The sequence below is a fragment of the Paenibacillus rhizoplanae genome, assembly GCF_042684125.1.
GTDB classification, from domain to species: Bacteria; Bacillota; Bacilli; order Paenibacillales; family Paenibacillaceae; genus Paenibacillus_AQ; species Paenibacillus_AQ rhizoplanae.
In genome coordinates, this window is record NZ_JBHUKY010000023.1 from 73,709 (window position 1) to 91,673 (window position 17,965).

Genomic DNA, 17,965 nt, shown 5'->3' on the forward strand with positions numbered 1-17,965 from the left:
AATTTAGCAGGGGGGAGCGCTTCTTGTGTATCCCGGCTAGGCGTGCCTGCAAGGCTATCAACTATGTAAGGAGGTGAATGATGCGAAGCCTTTCGCTGTACCGCAAATATTTTAAAGACAATATGTTCCTGCGCTTCACGCTGATCGTGTCCTGCATCTTCATAGCCACCATTATCGCCTTCTCTTATCTGGTGCTGCTGCTAATCTCGGATTCGGCGGTGCAGCGCCAGATGGATATCCAGCGCAAGAGTATGGAGAGCATCAGCAATTATGTGGAGAACAAATATCAATCCGTTCAGGATATGCTCCGTGATGTGTACAGGGACGCGAGTCTGGCCAGTAATACGACCTTCCTGCTGGAGAATCCCTTAAGCGATTATATCGAGCACCGGCTGGACCGTTATCTGCTGGGAGAACAGTCCACCTCGAACGCCATTCAGTATTTCCAGAACAAGATTGACGATGATCCCGATATCCGCGGCCTGATCCTGTACAGCGCCAACCAGCAAGTGATGTATTATTACGACAACCGCAGGCAGTTCGAGCGGATCTCGACCAATGCGGCACATTCTTTTGTCCCCGATTCGATGGTGCTGGGTGAGGAGAGTGTCGTCTCTGTTCCGAATATCTGGGTGCTGAAAAGTATAGGGATGCCGACAGCCCCACTGTTCTCTGTGAAAATACCCATCAATAATAAGTCCTCGCTGCTCAATATCGGCCAGCTGCTGGTCTACTTCGACTCCGAGGCAATCTGGCAAGCCATGAATAACTATAAACAGGATTTCAAAGGCGATATCCTCGTGCTCTCGGCCCAAAATGAAGTCATCTTCGATTCCTCGGGTAAGGGGTACGGCCGGAAGCTGCCGAAGCTTCAAGGGATTAACGCCGGTGAGGAGTTTACGATAGAGGGAATGGTTGTCACGAGTCAGACGCAGAGTCAGGCGGGGTATACGGTGGTCAGCCTGATCTCGAAAAAGGAGCTGGCCGAGACCTATAGCAGTGCGCGGAGCACCATTGTGTCCATCGCACTCGTCTGTATTCTGTTTGCCGTGCTGCTGCCGGCGATGTTCATTTCTAATTTTGCCAAACGGACCCACCGCATTATCCGCTTCACCCGCAAAGTCAAGAACGGGGATCTGAACACCCGGATTGTGGACGGCAAGGAAGATGAATTAGGCCAGATTGCCAAAAGCTTCAACAGCATGCTGGATGAACTGAACCAGTATATCGACCAGGTCTATAAGGCGGAAATCAAACAGAAGCATACGGAGATCGCTACGCTGGAGGCCAGGGTGAATCCGCATTTTCTGTATAATACATTAGAGGTTATTCGGATGAGGGCAATTTCGAGCGGGGCGAAGGATGTGGGGGAAATGATCTACAGCCTGTCCATGCTGTTCAAGTCGTACGTCCGTCCGAAGCTGAAATATACGTTCAAGGATGAGCTGGAGGCCTGCCGTCTGTATCTGGAATTATTCCGTATCCGGTACAAGGACAGGTTCGCTTATACCATCGAATGCAGTCCGGAGCTGGAAGAGCTTCCTGTGCTCAAAATGTCGCTGCAGCCGGTCATCGAGAACTATGTTCTGCACGGCATGCGGACAGGGCAGACTGATAATGTGATCCGTATTGGGATCACAGCGGAGCCGGAGAATATCCGGGTCACGGTTACGGATAACGGCAAGGGGATTGCGGAGGAGCGGCTGGCCCTGCTCCGCGAGGTGCTGGAGGATCACGGCGAATTGTCCGGGTCCGAGTCGTTCGGGCTGCGCAGTATTCATGAGCGGCTGAGACTGATGTACGGCAAGCCCTACGGCGTAGAGCTGGAGAGTGAGGAGGGCAGCGGAACAGTGGTTACGATTACTTTTCCATACCCGCTGAAGGAGGAGAACGCAGATGTATAAGGTATTTATTGTGGATGATGAGCCGTTCATTCTGAGCGGTCTGCAGGATATATTGGATTGGGAGGAGCTGGGCCTCACGATTGCGGGGCAGGCGGAGAACGGGCAGGAAGCGCTGGAGCAGCTGCGGGAGATTCCCGCCGATATTCTGATTACCGACATCTCCATGCCGGTGATGACCGGCCTTGAGCTGATCCGCGCCGTCCGGGAATTCCGCCCGGATCTGAAGGTGGTGGTGCTGAGCGGCTTCGATGAATTCATGTATGTGAAGGAAGGCCTGTCGCTCGGGATCGAGAACTATCTGCTGAAGCCGATTAATCTGGAGGAATTCCAGCAGACGCTTGAGACGATTGTGGAGAAGCTCAACGTCTCCAGGCTGGATATGCAGTGGTGGGAATATACGAATTCCGTGCTGAAGGATAATGTGCTGCTGCGCTGGCTGCGGGGGCAGATTGATCCGCAGGAGCGCTCCGAACGGCTGAATCTGATCGGCCTGCCGCTCACAAGCCGTTATGTGCAGGTTGCCCTGCTACAGGTAGAACCGGCAACGGATACATTCAGGAAGAGGGTATCCGAACTGGCCGAAGCCGAGGCTTCGTTCTTCATGTTCTGGGATTCGGACAATGATCTGGTGCTGATACATAACTATGAAGAAGCCTCCGCCGGTGCGGCGGAGATGGCGTTCATGCTGGAGGAGATTACCGGCTGGTGCACCGGCGGAGAGAAGCTGCGCGCAGCAGTAGGCTCGTCTGTATACGGGGTGGACGCGGCTCCTTCCAGCTACGAGCAGGCGAAGCAGGCACAGGAGTTCCTGGAGATTCACCCGGAGCGCAGCATTATCTATTATGAGCAGCTGAGGGACCGGAAGGAGGATCTGCAATCGGTCCTGCCCGGGGACTGGAGCGATTATGCCAAGCTCATTATGTCCAAGAATGTGGCGGGGCTGTTGGAGCAGCTGGAGCTATACTTTGCAGCCCCAAGTATGGACGGGTTAACACCAGCAATGCTGGAGGAGATCTCGCTGGAATGGATTCTGTTCTTCCGCGTGCTGATTAAGGATATCCGCAGTGAAACGGAGCGGGAGTGTATTGCCGAGGGCTTGACGGCGATCCGCCGGGCGAATTCGCTGCCCGCATTGTCCGCTGCGCTCAGGCAGACCTCGGCAGGCATCATCGAGCTGCTGGACCGGGAGCTGAAGAGCCCGGTGGTGAACCAGGTGCTGAATTATATCGCGAAATCGTACAGTGAGGATCTGTCGCTGAAGAAGCTGGGCTTCATGTTTAACATTCATCCGGTGTATCTGGGACAGCTGTTTCATAAGACGACCGGCGAATCCTTTGCGGAATATATGAACCGCTACCGGATCGATAAGGCCAAGGAACAGCTCCGCACGACGAACCTGAAGGTGCATGAAATCGCAAGAAGCGTGGGATACTGGGAAATGGGATACTTCTACAAGCAATTCAAGAAATATGTCGGGATCTCGCCGACGGAATTCAAGGGGCTCCTTTGAAGGCGGCTCTTTTTGAAAAGAAAAGAAATTATATGTTAGGTACGGAGTTATTTTTCTTTATTTCATACCTGAAAATATATAGTTTCTCTTCTATTTGAAACTGCTTTCATCTTATAAAGTTAAGGTATAGCCCAAGGAAACCAGCAGCCGGAAATGACCGGCAGACCTGAACTTTCCGGACAGCTAATTAAAAGGGGGTACGGCAAATGAGTAAGACAAAGAAACACTTCTCCTTGTTGTTGACAACGCTTTTAACCGTTTCACTGGCGCTAACGGCGTGCGGGGGAAACAGTAAGAACAATGCAGGCGGGGAAGCAGCTTCAGGCGGCAACAAAGCCTCGGAGGCTACCGAAAAGCCAGTAGAACTGATCTGGTACACGATCGGGCCACCGCAGAAAGATATGGACAAGGTGCTCACAGAAGTAAATAAATACACGCTTGAGAAAATCAACGCAACACTCGATATCAAAATGCTCGACTTCGGGGACTACACGCAAAAAATGCAGGTTATGGCAGCTTCGGGCGAGCCAATGGATATTCTGTTCACCTCTTCCTGGGCCTTCGATTATGTGCAGAATGCACGTAAGGGTGCCTTCCTGGAGCTCGATGAGCTGCTGAAGAATCAGGGCAAGGGCATTGTGGATACGATTGATCCGGCCTTCCTGGAAGGCTCCAAGGTAGACGGACATAACTATGCGATTCCGGCCAATAAAGAGCTTCCGGCGCAAGAAGTCTTCCGCTTCAACAAAGAGCTGCTCGACAAACACAAGCTTGATCTGACCAGCGTGAAAACAATGGCCGATCTGGAGCCGCTGCTCAAAACGATCAAGGAAAACGAGCCTGGAATCACTCCTTACGCGATGGTCAAGGATTTCATGCCGATTATGCCTTTTGACTATGTGATCGAGAAGATGCCGATGGCTGTCTATATGGACACCAAGGACTACAAAGTGGTCAACATCCTGGATACTCCTGAGCTCAAGGAAGCGCTTAAGACGGTCCGCAAATTCTATCAGGCGGGTTACATCTCCCCTGAAGTAGCGACTACCTCGTCGGTAGATGACTTGTACAAAGCCGGCAAATGGTTCACTGACCGTGCATCCACCCAGCCGATGGCCGACAATCTGTGGTCCGTAAGCTACGGGTATCCGGTCGTGTCCACACCAGCCAGCCAGCCTTATATCTACAACTGGTCGGTAATGGGCTCCATGCAGGCTATCTCGGCCAACTCAAAGTATCCTGAGAAAGCGATGGAATTCCTGAACCTGCTTAACACTGATCCTAAGCTGCGCAACATGATTGACTCTGGTATCGAAGGCGTACATTACGAGAAGATCAGCGACAACATGATCAAGAACCTCCCGGATGCGAAGAACTACGATATGCCTACATTCTCCCTGGGTAACATCATGATCAACTATCTGAATGAAGGCGACCCTGAGAACAAATGGGAAGAATTCAAGAAGTTCAATGATGCCGGTATCAACGCACCGCTGCTCGGCTTCAACTTCGATACGTCCAAGGTGACGAATGAAATCGCCGCCGTCCAGAACGTGAAGGAAGAATTCTGGGCACCGCTGATGACCGGATCTGTAGATTCGGAAGAGTACCTGACCAAGGCTAACGAGAAACTCAAAGCAGCCGGTCTGGATAAAATTATTGCCGAAGCTCAAACACAGATCGACGCCTGGAAAGCAGCGAATAATAAGTAGCATTCTATTAGAGGATCGGGCGGGTGATTAGACTTGGCCCGATCTTTTTTGTAAATATAAGAATTTTCCGGCATAGGAGGAACTAGAAGTATGGGGAAAATAGGAAAGTCCGCCAAGGATATATTGAGAAATAAAGTGCTGCTGTTTATGGTTCTGCCGGGCACGCTGTGGTTTTTATTCTTCTCTTACCTGCCGATGGTGGGTACGGTTATTGCGTTTAAGGAGTACCGCTTCAGCCGGGATGGCTTCTGGGCCAGCATCATCAACAGCAAGTGGGTCGGCTGGGATAATTTCAAGTTTCTGTTCAGCACCAATGATGCCTATCTGATCACACGCAATACTCTTTTATATAACATAGCCTTCATCATCCTGGGCCTGATTCTGTCCGTGCTGATGGCGGTGGTGCTGTCCGAGATTGCCAATAAGAAACTGGCCAAGTTCTATCAGACAGGCATGTTCCTGCCGTACTTTCTGTCCTGGGTCGTTGTGGGCTACTTCGCGTTCAGCTTCCTGAGCTCGGAGCGGGGCCTGCTTAACGCTATGTTCGGCAGCAATATCTCCTGGTACTCGGAATCGAAATACTGGCCGTTCATTATTATATTCGTATTCCTCTGGAAGGCCGTCGGCTATAACAGCGTGGTCTATCTCGCCGCCATTATGGGCATAGACAAGTCCCTCTACGAAGCCGCGATGATCGACGGAGCCAGCAAGCTCCAGCAGATCCGCAGTATCACACTGCCGATGCTGAAGCCGATCATTATCATTATGACGCTGCTTGCGATCGGGAAGATTTTCTATGCCGATTTCGGGCTGTTCTATCAGGTGCCGAGAGATTCGGGGACGCTCTACAGCGTGACCAACGTAATCGATACGTATGTATACCGTGGACTCAAGACTACCGGCGAGATCGGAATGAGTACAGCTGCGGGCTTATATCAATCAGTGGTCGGGTTCGTGCTGGTTCTTACCTCTAATTACATCGTGCGCAAATTCGATAAGGACAGTGCATTATTCTAGGGAAAATGAAGGAAAGTGAGGTCATCCAAATGTCTGCTAATGCTGCGAAATCGCGCGATTTCCATCGGCTGTCGCCGGTGCTCAACACCATCTTCAACTGTATCGCCGGAGGCTTTGCCATTCTGTGTATCTTCCCGTTCCTGTTCGTTGTCCTCATCTCGTTCACGGACGAAGGGGCGCTTGCGCGGGACGGCTATCGGTTAATCCCGGCCAAATGGAGTCTGGAAGCCTACAAATATGTATTTAGCTCAGGGGACACGCTGCTCCGTTCGTACGGAGTGACCATTGCGGTAACGGTCATTGGTACGATTGTCAGCCTGCTTATTATTTCACTTTATGCCTATGCCATTTCACGTAAAAGCTTCAAATACCGCAATTTCTTCGCGTTTTTTTCCTTCTTCACCATGCTGTTTAACGGCGGGCTGGTTCCGACCTATATTGTGGTAACACAGATGCTGGGCCTGAAGGACAGCATTTGGGCGTTGGTGCTGCCGCTGGCGGTGAATGCTTTTTACATCATGATTCTGCGTACCTTCTATATTACCAGTGTGCCGGATGCGCTGATCGAATCGGCCAAAATCGACGGCGCCGGAGAGTTCCGCACCTTCCTCGGAATCGTGCTGCCGTTGTCTTTGCCGGGTCTCGCTACGATCGGTCTGTTCAGCACCTTGGGGTACTGGAATGACTGGTTCAACGCGCTGCTCTATATTGACAATCCGAACCTGGTGCCGCTGCAGTCGATGCTGATGCGGATCGAGACCAGTATGCAGTTCATTCTGCAGAACTCGCAGAACAGCTCGCTCAGCCTGGAGGCCCTCCGCAACATGCCGCAGGATACCTCGCGTATGGCGATGGTGGTACTGGCTACCGGGCCGATTATTTTTGCGTATCCGTTCTTCCAGCGTTACTTCATCCAGGGTCTTACGGTCGGGGCGGTTAAAGAGTAGGTTTCTATATAAAATTTATAGATATTAATGAAAAGCAAAAAAGGAGCGGAGGGGAAATTTGGAACTGTAGGAGCGGTAGCGACCGCCTTTGTCACCGGATTTCTACCGCGGACAGCGGTTTAAATCAAGAAATCTGGGGACAACAGCGGCCGGAAGTCCAAATGTTCACCGCAGTAACGACCAAGCTTTGAATGCAATTTTATATAGAATGATACCTACAGGAGAGGGTGGAGCCAGGATGTTATATAGAGACCGTACACAGCCCGTCAAGGAGCGGACGAAGCATCTGCTCGGGCTGATGACGCCGGAAGAGAAGGTCGGTCAGCTGGTGCAGCTGTTCGGGTGGCAGACCTATGATCATACAGATGGAACGATTGAACTGACGGAAGAATTCAAACGCCAGATCCGCGAAGGCGGTGTCGGCGCATTATACGGAACCCTGCGTGCCGATCCCTGGACAGGAGTTACGCTGGAGAGCGGGCTGGATGCGCGGGCCGGAGCAGAGGCTGTGAATTCGATCCAGCGTTATGCGCTGGAGCACTCGAGGCTGGGCATTCCCCTCATGATTGGTGAGGAATGCTCGCATGGACATATGGCTATCGGGGCCACAGTATTTCCGGTTCCGCTGCTGATCGGCAGCACCTGGAATGTGGACCTTTACCGGGAGATGTCCCGGGCAGTGGCGCGGGAGACCCGTGCTCAAGGCGGAGCCGTGACGTATTCCCCTGTGCTGGATGTGGTGCGTGATCCGCGCTGGGGCCGGACCGAGGAATGCTTCGGCGAAGATCCGTATCTCATCGGTGAATATGCCGTAGCGTCAGTGGAAGGACTACAAGGCGACCGGCTTGACAGCACGTCCAGTGTCGGGGCAACCCTCAAGCACTTCGTAGCCTATGGCAGCTCAGAGGGCGGCCGCAATGCCGGTCCGGCACATATCGGCAAGCGGGAGCTGCTCGAAGTCGATATGTACCCGTTCCGCAAAGCGGTGGAAGCCGGGGCGGTCTCCATCATGCCGGCCTACAACGAGATTGATGGCGTGCCTTGTACCACCAATCACGAGCTGCTGGAAGATATTCTGCGCGGCGAATGGGGCTTCGAGGGCATGGTCATTACCGATTGCGGCGCGATCGATATGCTGGCCTCGGGCCATGATACAGCGGACAGCGGGGAGGATGCAGCCGTACAGGCACTCACCGCCGGAATTGATATGGAGATGTCTGGCGTCATGTTCGGCGGATATCTGCTGGAGGCGCTGCGCTCTGGGCGGCTCGACGAGAAGCTGGTGGATCAGGCGGCAGCGCGTGTGCTGGAGCTGAAGTTCCGGCTGGGCCTGTTTGAACAGCCATATGCCGATCCCGATGTGGCAGAGCAGGTAATCGGCAGCGCAGAGCATGCGGAGCTGGCGCGTAGCGTGGCGGCAGAGGGAATTGTGCTGCTGAAGAATAACGGAGTGCTTCCGCTGTCTAAGGACAAGGGGACGGTTGCGGTTATAGGGCCGAACGCGGATATTGGCTACAATCAGCTTGGCGATTACACCTCCCCTCAGCCGCGTGACCGGGTGGTTACAGTGTTGGCCGGGATACGGGCCAAGCTTGCCTCGCAGCTGGAGCGGGTGGGTTATGCGCCGGGCTGCCGGATCAAAGACAGCTCCACCGAGGGCTTCGAGCTTGCTCGTAAGGTGGCAGCCGAAGCGGATATCATTGTGCTGGCCCTGGGCGGGTCGAGCGCCCGTGACTTCGGCGAAGGCAGCATTGATCTGCGGACCGGAGCCTCGAAGGTGACGGAAAATGCGCTTAGCGATATGGACTGCGGCGAAGGCATCGACCGCATGTCGCTTCATCTGTCCGGCGTTCAGCTGGAACTGATGAAGGAACTGAAGGCGCTCGGCAAGCCGGTAGTCGTCGTGTATATCAACGGCCGTCCCATTGCCGAGCCGTGGATCGATGAGCAGGCGGATGCTATTTTGGAAGCCTGGTATCCGGGTCAAGAGGGCGGTCATGCCATTGCGGATATCCTGTTCGGCGATGTCAATCCGTCCGGCAGGCTGACCCTCTCCCTCCCTGAGGATGTAGGACAACTGCCAGTGTATTACTTAGGAAAACGTTCCCGGGGAGTACGCTATCTGGAAGGGAATTCGCAGCCGCGTTATCCGTTCGGCTTCGGACTCAGCTACACCGAATTCAGCTATAGCGGACTTCAGGTAGAGCCGGCGGTGATCACAGCAGACGGAACGGCTGAAGTTACAGTGGAAGTGGAGAATACAGGCTCCCGCAGCGGTGCGGAGGTCGTGCAGCTATATATTTCCGATCTGGTCAGTAAGGTGACTAGACCGGCCAAGGAACTCAAGGGCTTCCGCAAGATCGTGCTAGAGCCAGGCGAGAAGCAGAAGGTGAGCTTCACGCTGAGTGCAGAGCATCTGAGCTATATCGGGACGGACTATAAGCTGGTGGTCGAGCCGGGAAGCTTCCGCATCGGTGTCGGCAGGAATGTGAATGATACGCTGGATACCGATCTTGCGGTCATGGAGGACTAAAGATGGAGCAGATAAACATCGAACGGATTAACCGGTTCATTCGGGAATGTTCGCAAGCGCAGTGGCTGGAATACCGGGTGCTTAATGACTGGAAGGTCTTCTCCACCATCTACCGGCAGCCTGGCCACTACGACGAATCACAGCCGTATTCGGGCAGTGAATCGTTCGGATTGTTTCCGAGCGTGCAAGGCACCACCTATTACTTCCGCACGACCCTGGATATCCCGGTGGACTGGACCGATGCCGACACCGGGCTAATCTTCCACTCCGGCGGCGAAGGGCTGCTGCGGGTGAACGGAGCCTCACGGCAGGGACTGGACCGCAATCATACCTATGCTTCTCTTAACCCGGAGACGGGCGGCAGACACCCCGAGATTGAGATTGAGCTGTATGATCCGATCCCTGAGCCGGATGATCCGCTCAATAAGCAGGCGGTCATTCAGCCGCCGGTCCGGTCGATCACCGCAGCGCTTGTCAGAGTGAACCTGCCTGTACAGTCGCTGATGTACACCGTGACTGTCATCCGGGATTCAATGCTGCTGTTGCCGGAGCAGGACTTCCGGCGCGTCCGTATGCTTGAGGCACTGCATCAGGCGATGGATGCTTATGTGAATTTGGGACCGGCAGGCGCTGTGGACAGCAGTGGAATACAGGCGATTGAGCAGGAGTTGGCGGTAAAAGTAAAGGCCATCGGCGGCAACAGCGAAGGCTTCATTCATATGATCGGGCAGTCGCATATCGACATCGCCTGGTTATGGCCTACCCGGGAGACGGTGCGGAAGACCAGCCGGACCTTCTCTACGGTACATGCCCTGATGGAGGAGTACCCGGAATACCGCTATGCCCAGAGCCAGCCGCAGCTATTCGCTTATCTGAAGGACAATGATCCCGAGCTGTACGCGAAGGTGAAGGCGCGGATTCAGGAAGGCCGCTGGGAGCTGGTCGGCGGCATGTGGGTCGAGCCGGATCTGAATATTCCCAGCGGGGAATCCCTGATGCGGCAGATGCTGTACGGGCAGCGGTTCTACCAGGAGGAGTTCGGACAGCAGTCCGAGATTGAATGGCTGCCGGACACCTTCGGCTATTGCGCTTCCCTGCCGCAGATTCTGAAGCACGGCAAGGTCCGTTATTTCATGACCACGAAGCTAGGCTGGAATGACACTAACCTGTTCCCGTATGATCTGTTCCACTGGGTCGGAATTGACGGGACAGCGCTATTATCTTATATGAATCATGGCGTGAATGAGAATACGCTGCCGAAGGATATCCACGAGCACTGGCAGTCCTATCGTGAAAAAGCCGTTCACAGCGAACAAATGCTGCTCTACGGACACGGAGACGGCGGCGGCGGCGTGACGCGGGAGATGCTTGAATACCTGTCGCGCTCGGAGCTGATGGTCGGTCAGCCTGCCTCCGGCTACAGCACGGCGGCAGATTTCTTCGCCGGCATCGAGCAGGCAGCACCGGAGCTGCCGGTCTGGCAGGGCGATCTCTATCTGGAGCTGCACCGGGGAACCTATACGACCCATGCACGGAACAAGCGCAATAACCGCAAGGCTGAAATTTTGTACCGGGAAGCGGAGCTATGGCAGACTCTGACTGGACACCAGCTGACCCCGCAGCGGCGGGAAGAGGTAGGCGAGGCCCTGCATGAAGGCTGGAAGCTGATTCTTCTGAACCAGTTCCATGATATAATCCCCGGCTCGTCGATTCCCGAGGTCTATGAGACTTCGGATAAGGAATACAAGAACATCTTCGCCCTTGGGGAGGGCAGCCTGAAGTCCGTCATGGAGGCAGCCGTATCGGATATTGATACCCGTGGAGAGGGACAGCCTTATGTCATCCTTAACGGCTTGGGCTGGACCCGGGATATGGTGGCCGAGCTTGCTTTTGCTCCTGGAGCAGCGCTAACCGCTCCGGCTATATATGACGGGAACGGAACACAGCTTCCGGCAGAGATGACTACAGAAGGAAAGCAAATGGTGCTGCGTGTGCGGGTGCCGGAGGTTCCGGCATTCGGGTATGCAACCGTATGGCTGCGGGAAGAGGAGCAGCAGGGTGCGGACGCATCGGATGCAGGCAATAACTCAATTTCTGCGGCGGACTCCGCTACGTTCGATGATCGCTGGGAGACCGGCTACTACCGGCTCCAGTTCAATGAGCTGGGCGAGATCATCAGCCTGTACGACAAGGAAGCCGGGCGTGAGATTGTGAAGTCCGGCGAAGCGCTGAACCGGCTGCATTTCTTCCATGACCGTCCGATTCTATGGGATGCCTGGGATATCGACAGCCGTTATGAGGAGCAGCCTGCCGGAGCAGCAGTTCTGCTGGAGAAGCGGCTCATGTCCGCAGGTCCGGTCTGCGATGTGCTGAGCTTCCGCTGGAGTCTAGGCCAATCGGAAATACACCAGGAGCTGATCCTGTACCACACCGACAAGCGGATCGACTTCAAGACAAAGGTCCAGTGGCACGAAGCCCACAAGCTGCTGAAGGTTGGCTTCCCGATTGATGTAGTGACCAGCAAGGCTACTTATGAGATTCCGTTCGGCGCACTGGAGCGGACCACGCACCGCAACACGAGCTGGGAGCAGGCGCAGTATGAGGTCTGCGGGCACCGGTATGCCGATGTGTCGGAGCATGACTATGGCGTCAGCCTGCTGAACGACTGTAAATACGGTTACGACACGCAGGGCAGCACCATCCGTCTGTCTCTGCTGCGCGCACCGCGCTGGCCGGATCATTCGGCCGATCAGGGAGAGCATGAATTCACCTATTCGCTCTACCCGCATACCGGAGACTGGCGTTCGGCGCATACCCAGCGCAAGGCCGCTGAGCTGAACCATGCCTCGTATGCTGTAGCCTGTGAGGCAAGTAAAGGCCAACATCCGTCCACTGGTTCTTTCCTTTCCTACGAAGGGAAGCAGGTAGTGCTGGATACCGTCAAGCTGGCGGAAGACGGAAGCGGCAGCATCCTCCGGCTGTATGAATCAGCCGGTGGACGCGAGACCGTGCAGATCAGCTGGCCGCTGCCGCACTCGGCTATCTATCTGTCCAATGCGCTGGAGGAAGAGACCGAGCTGTTGCCGGATGAAGACGGCGTGCTGACGCTAGACTTCCATCCGTTCGAGATTAAGACGATTAAGATTATTCATCCTACTATAGATTAAGCGAGAAGGAGACTACTACCTTGGAACAATTCAGACTTCCCCGCATCGAGATGCCGGAGCTTACGCTGCCGTCATCCATTCAGGCCGTGCTGGCCGACGCCGAAGCGAAGCTGGCCCACCGGCCTAAGCTGCAGCGCCTGTTCCGAAACTGCTTCCCGAATACACTGGAGACCACTACCAAGCTGCTTGATGACGGAACCACCTTTGTCATTACGGGGGACATCCCCGCCTGCTGGCTGCGCGATTCGGTGGAGCAGGTCATTCATTATGTGCCTTTTGCCGCGGAAGATGCTGACCTGCAGCGGATTATCGGCGGGCTGATCAAGCGCCATACGGAGTACGTGCTGATCGATCCTTACGCCAACGCGTTCAATGAATCGGCCAATGACTGGCACTGGAATGCCGCCGATGTAACGGAGATGTCGCCCTGGGTGTGGGAGCGCAAATTCGAGATCGACTCGCTGTGCTTCGTGATCCGGCTGGCCCATGCTTACTGGGAAGAGACGAAGCAGACCGATTTCTTCACCTCTGATTTCAAAAAAATGCTCCGCGTCATCACCGACCTGTTCAAGCGCGAGCAGCATCATGCCGAAGAGTCCCCGTACCGCTTCACGCGGAATAACGGGATTATGGAGGATTCCATCCGTAACGGCGGCCTGGGAATGCCTGTGAATTACACCGGCATGATCTGGTCCGGCTTCCGCTCCAGTGATGACGCCTGCGACTTCCATTACAACGTTCCGGGGAACATGTTCGCCGTGGTGGCGCTGCGGCAGATGCAGGATTTTGCCGAGTGGGTCTTCCGGGACCTGAATTTCCTGGCTGAGCTGAAGGAACTGGAGCAGGAGGTCGATCACGGCATCAAGCTGTACGGCACCTACCGCCATCCTGAATTCGGACCGATCTACGCCTACGAGACAGACGGGTATGGCAATTACAGCCTGATGGATGACGCCGGAACGCCGGGTCTGATGTCCATTCCGTATCTGGGTTATTTGAACAATGACGATCCGGTCTACCAGAATACGAGACGGTTCGCGCTGAGCAGCGAGAATCCGTTCTACTTCGAGGGCAAGGCCGCCAAGGGAATCGGCAGTCCTCATACCCCTGCGGGCTACATCTGGCATATGGCGCTGTCGATGCAAGGCATCACGGCAGACAGCAAGGAAGAGCGGCTGGCGGTGATTGCTATGCTGGAAGCGACCGATGCCGATACCGGCTATATGCATGAAGGCTTCCACGCCGACGATCCGTCCGTGTTCACCCGCAAGTGGTTCGCCTGGTCGAACAGCTTGTTCTCGCAGCTTATTTTGCGGGCGCTGAAGGAAGATATTCTCTAAGACAAACATACTTTTTCACAGATAAAGGAGACCTGATCATGAGTACAATTATTGGAGAAGCACTACCGAACATCCCTTGGCAGGAGAAGCCTGAGGGCACGAATTCCCCGGTATGGAGATATTCCGCTAACCCGATCATTCCGCGCAACGCCATTCCGAACTCGAACAGTGTGTTTAACTCGGCAGTCATTCCTTTTGAGGGCGGCTTCGCAGGGGTGTTCCGCTGTGATTCGCGGTCGGTCAGCATGGATATCTTTGCGGGATTTAGTGAAGACGGCGTGAACTGGAACATCAACCATGAGCCTATCGTATTCGAGGGCGATGAAGAGATCACCAAGCGCGAGTACCGCTATGATCCACGCGTCTGCAAGATTGACGACCGTTATTATGTCTCTTGGTGCAACGGCTACCACGGCCCAACGATTGGACTAGCGTACACATTCGATTTCAAAACCTTCCACCAGCTGGAAAATGCCTTCCTGCCGTATAACCGCAACGGAGTGCTGCTCCCGCGCAAAATCGGCGGCAATTATGCGATGCTCAGCCGTCCGAGCGATACCGGGCATACGCCGTTTGGCGATATTTTTTACAGTGAGAGTCCTGACCTTACCTTCTGGGGCAAGCACCGCTATGTGATGGGTACGGTGGATGGTGATGCTTCGGCATGGCAGTCCAAGAAGATTGGCCCCGGTCCGATTCCGATTGAGACCGACAAGGGCTGGCTGCTGATCTATCACGGCGTTATCAACACCTGTAACGGATTCGTCTACCGCATGGGTGTCGCGCTGCTGGATCTGGATCAGCCTTGGAAGGTGAAGGCCCGTTCGCGCAACTACATTCTCGGCCCGGAAGAGCTGTATGAATGTGTGGGCGATGTGCCGAATGTGACGTTCCCTTGCGCGGCATTGACCGATGCGGCTACCGGACGGATTGCCATCTACTACGGCTGTGCGGATACGGTGACGGGGCTGGCCTTCACGACGGTGGATGAGCTGATCAGCTATATGGATGAATATCCGCTGGAGATTGAGGGGTAACCGGTTATGACCAAACAACAAACGGCACATATTATCTCGCATACGCACTGGGACCGGGAATGGTATCTCCCTTATGAGCGCCATCACATCCGGCTGATTGAGCTGGTGGACACTTTGCTGGACACGCTGGAGCAGAACCCGGACTTCCGCAGCTTTTTCTTCGACGGCCAGACAATTATCATCGAGGATTATCTCCAGGTCCGCCCGGAGAACCGGGAGCGGCTGGTACGGCAGATCCGTGAGGGCCGGATATTTATCGGACCTTGGTACATTCTGCAGGATGCTTATCTCACCAGCCCGGAAGCCAATGTGCGTAACTTACAGCTAGGACATCAGGATGCGGCAGTCTATGGGGAAGTGTCCAAAATCGGTTATTTCCCGGACACCTTCGGCCTGACCGGACAGATTCCGCAGCTTATGCAGCAGGCTGGCATCACTAACGCCTTCTTCGGGCGCGGAGTGAAGCCTACGGGCTTCAACAATATGGTCTCCGATGACGGCTATGAATCCTCGTTCTCGGAGCTGGTCTGGGAAGGGCCGGACGGCTCGCAGGTGCTCGGCATCCTGTTCGCCAACTGGTATTCCAACGGGAATGAGGTTCCCGTGGATGAAGAGGAAGCACGCCGCTTCTGGGAGCGCAAGCTGGGCGATGCCCGGCAGTATGCGGCGACCGATCAGCTGCTGTTCATGAACGGCTGCGATCACCAGCCGCTGCAGACCGACCTGCCGGAGGCCATCCGCATGGCGGAGAAGCTTCACCCGGAGGTCAACTTCGTTCATTCCAATTTCCCGGACTACATCCGGGCTGTGGAAGCTTCGCTGGCTGGACGCAGCCTGTCCACCGTGAAGGGCGAGCTGCGGAGCCAGCGTACGGACGGTTGGGGCACGCTGGTTAATACCGCTTCCGCCCGGGTATATCTGAAGCAGCTCAACCAACGCGGCCAGGCGATGCTGGAGAAGGTAGCCGAGCCGCTGGCCGTTATCGCTAAGCTGCATGGCGGGGAATATCCGCATCATCTGCTGGATTATGCTTGGAAGACGCTGCTGCAGAACCATCCGCATGATTCCATCTGCGGCTGCAGCGTGGATGAGGTGCACCGCGAGATGGTTACCCGCTTCGACAAGAGTTATCACACGGCCGAAGGTATTGTGGAAGGCAGCATACAGGCCATCACCGCAGCGGTGGACACCTCCGGCTTCGCCGCTTACGGCGAAGAGGCACTTCCGCTCATTGTAACGAATACCAGCGGCTGGAGCCGCACCGGTACCGTGACCGTGGAGCTGGATGCAGCCCGACAGTATCTGCGCGACGGTCTGCCGCTGGACGAGAATGCCCGGCGGATGAAGGCTGTGGAGCTGGACGGACGGGTCCTGGTCGATGAACAAGGCCAGCCGATTCCATGTACGGTTGAGGATCTCGGCTTGTCCTTCGGCTATGATCTGCCGGATGACCGGTTCCGCCAGCCTTATAGCTGCCGCAAGGTGCGGCTGACCTTCGAGGCGGCGGCTGTGCCTGCCTTGGGGCTGCGCACCTATGCCTGGGTTCGCCCTCTTGGAGCGAACGGCGCTGATGTTGCCGGAAGCGCTCCGGCGGCGAACCTGGAAGCTATGGCTTCCGTTCCAGCTTCGCTGGTTCACGGCGCGCGCGTGCTGGAGAATGATACGCTGCGGGTAGAGGTTATGGCTGACGGCTCCTTCACACTGGAGCATAAGCCGAGCGGCAAGATCTACCGTGACCTTGGTGTCTATGAGAACACAGGTGACATCGGGAACGAATATATGTACAGACAGCCTGCGGGCGAAGTGCCGCTGACAACTCTCGGCCTTAACGCAGATATCGCTGTTATTGAAGATACGCCATACCGGGCTTCCATCGAAATCGCCCATGAATGGGAGATTCCGGCTTCGGCCGATGCCCTGCTGGAAGAAGAGCAGCGGGCGCTGGTCTATTACCCGGAGCGGCTGGCGCAGCGCGCTGCCGCCACGGTAACCTTGAAGCTGCGGACCGTCTTAAGACTGGAGCGCAGCGGCCAAGGACTGGAAGTGAAAAGCTATATCGATAATGCGGCTAAGGACCACCGTCTGCGGATGCTTTTCCCTGCGGATCTGGCCGCAGCCTCACACCGCGTAGATTCGATGTTCGAGCTGGCGGAGCGTCCGAACGAGCCGGCGCCGGAATGGCAGAATCCTAGTAATGCGCAGCATCAGCAGTGCTTCGTGGATGTTGCCGGGGAGAACGTAGGCCTGACGGTCGCTAACCTCGGATTACATGAATACGAGATTCTGCGGGATGGCCGCAATACGATCGCCGTGACGCTGCTCCGCAGTGTCGGTGAGATGGGTGACTGGGGCTGGTTCCCTACGCCTGAAGCCCAGTGCCTGGGAGAACAAACAGCAGATCTGCTGCTCCTGCCGCATAGCGGGGATGCCGTAACCTCCGGTGCCGCTGCTGCTGCCTACCAGTTCCAGATTCCGTGGACCTGTGCGCAGGCAGAGGTTCATGCAGGGTCAATTCCCGCCGTATATTCGGCTGTCCACTGGAGTGGCGGGACCGCTGCGTTCTCCTCTATGAAGCTAAACAAAGAGCGTGGCGATGTGCTGCTCCGCTGGTTCAACCTGACCGCTGAACCTTGTGAGCTGGAGCTGGAATCCGCGCTGCCGGCCGCTGCCTTCTATACTTCGAATATACTGGAAGCAGAAGGTGAGGAGCTTCAGCCTGAAGGAAACGCCTCGCTTAAGCTTCCGCTTGGCGGGCATGAGATTACAACGGTTGGCATCCGGCTGCGCTGATACAGGCG

At 55.3% G+C, this 17,965-nt stretch carries 10 protein-coding genes; all 10 read left to right on the top strand.

The window, feature by feature from the left end; genetic code table 11:
* The first annotated feature begins 77 nt into the window (after positions 1 to 77).
* The 10 genes from ACFSX3_RS13470 to ACFSX3_RS13515 all read left to right on the top strand — a co-directional run bounded on the left by ACFSX3_RS13470 (position 78) and on the right by ACFSX3_RS13515 (position 17,957).
* Positions 78 to 1,904 carry a cache domain-containing sensor histidine kinase gene (locus ACFSX3_RS13470; protein ID WP_379255889.1) on the top strand — a complete coding sequence of 609 codons (1,827 nt, stop codon included), beginning with the start codon at positions 78 to 80 and terminating at the stop codon, positions 1,902 to 1,904.
* Entirely contained in the window at positions 1,897 to 3,414 is a 1,518-nt protein-coding gene (locus tag ACFSX3_RS13475; protein ID WP_209984888.1) for a response regulator, read from the top strand. Before ACFSX3_RS13470 ends, ACFSX3_RS13475 begins: the two co-directional genes overlap by 8 nt.
* Before the next feature lie 206 nt (positions 3,415 to 3,620).
* Positions 3,621 to 5,126: an ABC transporter substrate-binding protein gene (locus tag ACFSX3_RS13480; RefSeq protein WP_209984885.1), complete on the top strand. Its 1,506-nt coding sequence runs from the start codon at positions 3,621 to 3,623 to the stop codon at positions 5,124 to 5,126.
* A gap of 90 nt (positions 5,127 to 5,216) precedes the next feature.
* A complete protein-coding gene (locus ACFSX3_RS13485; protein WP_209984881.1) occupies positions 5,217 to 6,143 on the top strand; it encodes an ABC transporter permease in 927 nt (308 codons plus the stop codon).
* Positions 6,144 to 6,172: 29 nt separating this feature from the next.
* Entirely contained in the window at positions 6,173 to 7,090 is a 918-nt protein-coding gene (locus ACFSX3_RS13490; RefSeq protein ID WP_209984878.1) for a carbohydrate ABC transporter permease, read from the top strand.
* Between the two features lie 238 nt (positions 7,091 to 7,328).
* A complete protein-coding gene (locus tag ACFSX3_RS13495) occupies positions 7,329 to 9,623 on the top strand; it encodes a glycoside hydrolase family 3 N-terminal domain-containing protein (protein WP_209984875.1) in 2,295 nt (764 codons plus the stop codon).
* A gap of 17 nt (positions 9,624 to 9,640) precedes the next feature.
* Complete coding sequence (locus tag ACFSX3_RS13500; RefSeq protein WP_209985176.1) at positions 9,641 to 12,790, top strand: alpha-mannosidase; 3,150 nt, start codon at positions 9,641 to 9,643, stop codon at positions 12,788 to 12,790.
* A gap of 20 nt (positions 12,791 to 12,810) precedes the next feature.
* A complete protein-coding gene (locus tag ACFSX3_RS13505; protein ID WP_209984872.1) occupies positions 12,811 to 14,130 on the top strand; it encodes a glycoside hydrolase family 125 protein in 1,320 nt (439 codons plus the stop codon).
* Positions 14,131 to 14,168: 38 nt separating this feature from the next.
* Positions 14,169 to 15,167 carry a glycoside hydrolase family 130 protein gene (locus tag ACFSX3_RS13510; RefSeq protein ID WP_209984869.1) on the top strand — a complete coding sequence of 333 codons (999 nt, stop codon included), beginning with the start codon at positions 14,169 to 14,171 and terminating at the stop codon, positions 15,165 to 15,167.
* A gap of 6 nt (positions 15,168 to 15,173) precedes the next feature.
* The gene (locus ACFSX3_RS13515) at positions 15,174 to 17,957 is read left to right on the top strand and encodes an alpha-mannosidase (RefSeq protein WP_209984866.1); all 2,784 of its coding nucleotides are present in this window, start codon (positions 15,174 to 15,176) and stop codon (positions 17,955 to 17,957) included.
* Positions 17,958 to 17,965: the final 8 nt, after the last annotated feature.

What these genes read in the sequence shown, in the direction of transcription:
- ACFSX3_RS13495 (WP_209984875.1), top strand. Translation starts at nt 7,329, where the DNA reads ATGTTATATAGAGACCGTACACAGCCCGTCAAGGAGCGGACGAAGCAT.
- ACFSX3_RS13515 (WP_209984866.1), top strand. Translation starts at nt 15,174, where the DNA reads ATGACCAAACAACAAACGGCACATATTATCTCGCATACGCACTGGGAC.
- ACFSX3_RS13475 (WP_209984888.1), top strand. Translation starts at nt 1,897, where the DNA reads ATGTATAAGGTATTTATTGTGGATGATGAGCCGTTCATTCTGAGCGGT.
- ACFSX3_RS13490 (WP_209984878.1), top strand. Translation starts at nt 6,173, where the DNA reads ATGTCTGCTAATGCTGCGAAATCGCGCGATTTCCATCGGCTGTCGCCG.
- ACFSX3_RS13510 (WP_209984869.1), top strand. Translation starts at nt 14,169, where the DNA reads ATGAGTACAATTATTGGAGAAGCACTACCGAACATCCCTTGGCAGGAG.
- ACFSX3_RS13485 (WP_209984881.1), top strand. Translation starts at nt 5,217, where the DNA reads ATGGGGAAAATAGGAAAGTCCGCCAAGGATATATTGAGAAATAAAGTG.
- ACFSX3_RS13480 (WP_209984885.1), top strand. Translation starts at nt 3,621, where the DNA reads ATGAGTAAGACAAAGAAACACTTCTCCTTGTTGTTGACAACGCTTTTA.
- ACFSX3_RS13470 (WP_379255889.1), top strand. Translation starts at nt 78, where the DNA reads ATGATGCGAAGCCTTTCGCTGTACCGCAAATATTTTAAAGACAATATG.